We start from the raw sequence: 4094 nt of genomic DNA, 5'->3' as shown, positions 1-4094 counted from the left end.
TGCGTATCAACAGCTTCGCACCGTCGATACCGCTAAGAAAAGAGGTAAGGCAGCACGAGCCGTATCGCCTGCCAGACGTTTCTTGCCGGCTTCCAGAAAATCCTTGGACCAGCTGTAGTACAGACTCTGGGCGATGCCCTCTCGACGGCACAGCTCCGCAATGCTGTCCTCGCCCTTCAGACCGTCCAGCACGATCCTGATCTTCTCTTCAGCTGTATATTGCTTGCGTGTGGCGCGGCGGATGTCTTTGATAACTTTCTCGCCGTGGCTCTGCTTGGTTCCGGGTTTCTTTCTCATCTCCACTCCTTGGCGGTTACGATGAGCCAGAAACCCTCTCTTATCAAATCGACCTAAACTGTCCCATTGGTGCTGACGTCAGACACGGACATATTGATTTTGACACACTGCGTGATTCACGGCTTCTAAATTGGAGTGGTTATATGAGCGAACATTACTGACTAACCGACGAGCAAATGGCCAACCTGTCCCATTTCTTCCCGAAGTCGCACGGCAAACCACGGATTGATGACAAGAGAGAGTCGAGCCGGATTGTCTTCGACAATCGCAACGGGCTGCGCTGGCGCGACGCTACCGAGGAATTTGGACCGCATAAAGCTCTGTACTGCCGGTGGAAACGATGGAGCGGGAAAGGCATCTTCGCGCGGATGATGGTCGGCCTGGCTGCGGAACATAGCGAGGAAAAGACCGTGATGATCGATGCGACTTACCTAAGGGCTCACCACACCAAGACCAGCATGGTCGCAGAAAAATGGGGACGTGGACGCCTGATTGGTCGAGCCAGGGTGGCATGAACACGAAGCTTCACGCCATCTGCGACAACTAGGGACGGCCGTTTGATCTATTCGTGACTGCCGGGCAGGTTAGCATTACATCGACGCACGGGCGTTACTCAGCAGTTTGACAAGAGTTGATTGGTCAGAGATGCGTTAAAAAAAGGAATCCGCGCCTGCATCCCAGGCCAGAAGAGGCGCAAGGCTCCAGTCAAATACGACAAGCGACGATACAAACAGCGCGACCGCATCTAGATCATGTTCGGCAGGCTCAAGGATCGGAGGCGCGCGGCGACAGGCAACAACCAATCTCTAAAGGCGTTCCTCTCGTCATCTATTGGTTTTGAATCCTGGCCCCAACAGAAGGGATTTCCAAATTTCCCGTGTATCACGCGTTTGGTCGTTTCGGCTGTAATATGCAACCCACTCTCCGCATTGAGACACGAGGGGCAAGGGTAAATGGCGACGGCGGATGCGGGGTTGCGAATTGCATCCGCCGCCTACCATCCCCGCGCGTGTGGTCTCAAGACGCGCTGTGAGTAATTTGCTGAGGAGCAGAACTCTGGGGATGGTATCAGGTGTTCTGTGAGTGAGGAGACCTTCAGCACCGTCTAGGAAACTTTAAAAGTAATCGTCTCAAATTTACCTTCGAAAAGTGCTCACCCTATCTATTCCCAAACAGCCAACAAGATACGCCGTTGATATCGCTTTCTATCGATAAATACGAAACCATCGTGGATCGCAAGCGAGATATTTCGGAGATCGGAATGGGCGCCCCTTCAATGTGAAACGGCATGCAAAATTGACCCCTGTATTGGGGTGATCGGCGTCCCAAAGTGCCCCCCCTGATATTTTGTTTCACGGTCTCCCTCAAAAGATTTGAGGGAGCGTTTCAGGGATGTTGGTTGTGGAGACTATTGCGAAGATCCGGCGTGCTTATTTTATTGAGAAGAAGCCTATCAAGCAGATTTGCCGTGACTTCAGGATGTCTCGCAACACCATTCGCAAGGTGATCCGGTCGGGGGCGACTGAGTTTAGCTATGACCGGTCACATCAGCCTCACCCAAAAATTGATCCTTGGCGCGATGATCTCGAAGCGATGTTGACAGAGAATGCAGCAAAGTCTCGCAAAGAACGGCTAACGCTGGTTCGGATTTATGAAGCTCTGCGCAATCAGGGCTATGACGGGAGCTATGACGCTGTTCGGCGATATGCCTCAAAGTGGCGCAAAGCACGTGAGGGGGCGTCAGCGGATGCGTTTGTTCCGCTGAGCTTTGCCCCCGGCGAGGCCTACCAGTTCGACTGGAGCCATGAGGTGGTCGTGATTGACGGGGCCACGGTGACGATAAAGGTTGCGCATGTTCGCCTGTCACACAGTCGGATGCCATTTGTCCGGGCCTATCCCCGCGAGACGCAAGAGATGGTGTTTGATGCCCATGACAAGGCTTTCGCCCTCTTCGGTGGTGCTTGCGCACGAGGAATATATGACGACATGAAGACCGCGGTAGAAGCGATCTTTGTCGGCAGCCTATAACCGTCGGTTCCAACAGATGTGTGGGCATTATTTGGTTGAGCCTGTGGCGTGTTCGCCCGCATCTGGATGGGAGAAGGGGCAGGTTGAGAACCAGGTTGGCGTTTTGCGCCGCCGGTTTTTTGTACCGCGGCTGAAGTTCAAAACCTTGGCTGATCTGAACGGGTGGCTGGAAGATCAATGCCTGGCTTACGCCAAAGCGAACAAGCATCAGGAACAGCGGGATAAAACAATCTTTGAGGTGTTTGAAGAAGAGCGTCCCAGCCTTGTTCCTTATGTTGGCCCATTTGATGGGTTCCATTCTGTCCCAGCCTCGGTATCCAAAACCTGTTTGGTGCGCTTTGACCGCAACCGCTACTCAGTTGATGCCCGTGCTGTTGGTCAACCTGTGGAGATACGGGCCTATGCGGATCGATTGGAATTCTGGCAGGCAGGCGATGTGGTGGCGCGACACGTGCGCTGCTTTGGCAAAGACCAAACCATCTATGATCCGCTGCATTATCTGCCCGTATTACAACGCAAACCGGGCGCCTTGCGCAACGGTGCGCCATTCAAGGACTGGGACTTGCCCCTTTCTGTGCGTCGGGTGCGCCGCAAGCTGGAACGTCTGCCGGGCGGTGATCGGCAGATGGTTGAGATACTTAGTGCCATTCTTACCGATGGGATCGAGGCGGTGGATCGGGCCTGCTCGGAAGCCCTTTTGCACAAGGTCCATTCATCCGGTGTCGTGCTCAACATCCTTGCACGGCACCGAGAACCGCCGCCGCCCCTGAGCATCACCACCCCAGATGCCCTGCAATTGGCCTGTGAGCCCACAGCCGATTGCACAAGATATGACAGCCTAAGGAGACAAGAGCATGGAAAGATCAGAAGTCATAGATGCGATGAAGCAATTGAGGCTCTATGGGATGCGAACAGCCTATGATGAGATCATCGCAACGGCTGTAAAACGCCAACACGAACCACAGCAAATTATCGGTGATCTGTTGAATGCGGAGATATCTGAGAAAAAAGCGCGATCCATCAAATACCAGATGACCATTGCCAAAATGCCGCTGGCCAAAGAACTCGAAGAGTTCGACTTTGAGACCACGCCCGTCAACGAGACGCTGATGCGCGATCTGGCCACCGGAGACTTCCTGGATCACCAGCGCAATCTCGTGCTGATTGGTGGCACAGGAACCGGCAAAACCCACCTTGCTGTGTCACTGGCCCGCGCCTGTATCCGGGCCGGGCGCAGAGGCCGATACTTCAATGTCGTCGATCTGGTGAACAAGCTCGATGCAGAGGCCCGCGCAGAGAAGCAGGGCAGAACAGCCGAACTGATCTCCCGCCTCGACTTCCTGATCCTAGATGAGTTTGGATACCTTCCTTTTGCTCAGACTGGCGGGCAGCTTCTGTTCCATCTGATCAGCAAGCTTTACGAGCGCACATCCATTGTCGTCACCACCAACCTGACCTTCGGTGAATGGCCAACCGTCTTCGGGGACGCAAAGATGACAACAGCGCTCTTAGACAGGCTTACCCACCACTGTGAAATCGTTGAAACCGGCAACGAAAGCTGGCGCTTCAAAAACAGAGCTTAAGCACAAACCACAACCAACGCAGGCCCGGCGCAGCTTCGTTACATGAGGACTACACAGCGCCGGGCCTGCTCAGCACCACGGGGGTCAATTTTGCACGCCTAAAAGGGGTTAAGATTGAATGCCGATTGACATGAGTGACTTCACCTATGTCTCGAGCTGGCAGGGTATGGTGTACGTCGCCTTCAT

Annotated in this window: 1 protein-coding gene and 3 pseudogenes; 3 read left to right on the top strand and 1 reads right to left on the bottom strand. The window is 54.0% G+C overall.

Annotated features, from left to right (window positions below; genetic code table 11):
- Positions 1-48 precede the first annotated feature (48 nt).
- A pseudogene (locus tag GOW16_RS22420) lies at positions 49-297 on the bottom strand (transposase); the annotation flags it as partial.
- Between the two features lie 161 nt (positions 298-458).
- On the opposite strand from GOW16_RS22420, the pseudogene GOW16_RS22415 reads away from it, so the two are divergent.
- From GOW16_RS22415 to istB, 3 genes and pseudogenes are all read left to right on the top strand, one after another.
- A pseudogene (locus tag GOW16_RS22415) lies at positions 459-1124 on the top strand (IS5 family transposase); the annotation flags it as partial.
- 565 nt (positions 1125-1689) lie between these two features.
- Positions 1690-3247 (top strand): annotated as a pseudogene (gene istA / locus GOW16_RS22410) (IS21 family transposase).
- Positions 3180-3908: an IS21-like element helper ATPase IstB gene (istB, locus tag GOW16_RS22405; RefSeq protein WP_170419770.1), complete on the top strand. Its 729-nt coding sequence runs from the start codon at positions 3180-3182 to the stop codon at positions 3906-3908. Before istA ends, istB begins: the two are co-directional and overlap by 68 nt.
- The last annotated feature ends 186 nt before the right edge of the window (positions 3909-4094 follow it).

Origin of the sequence: Ruegeria atlantica, assembly GCF_013033965.1 — a bacterium.
Classification (GTDB): domain Bacteria; phylum Pseudomonadota; class Alphaproteobacteria; order Rhodobacterales; family Rhodobacteraceae; genus Ruegeria; species Ruegeria atlantica_D.
Note: the sequence above shows the minus strand (reverse complement) of the source record. Positions and strands in the feature narration are given on the sequence as shown.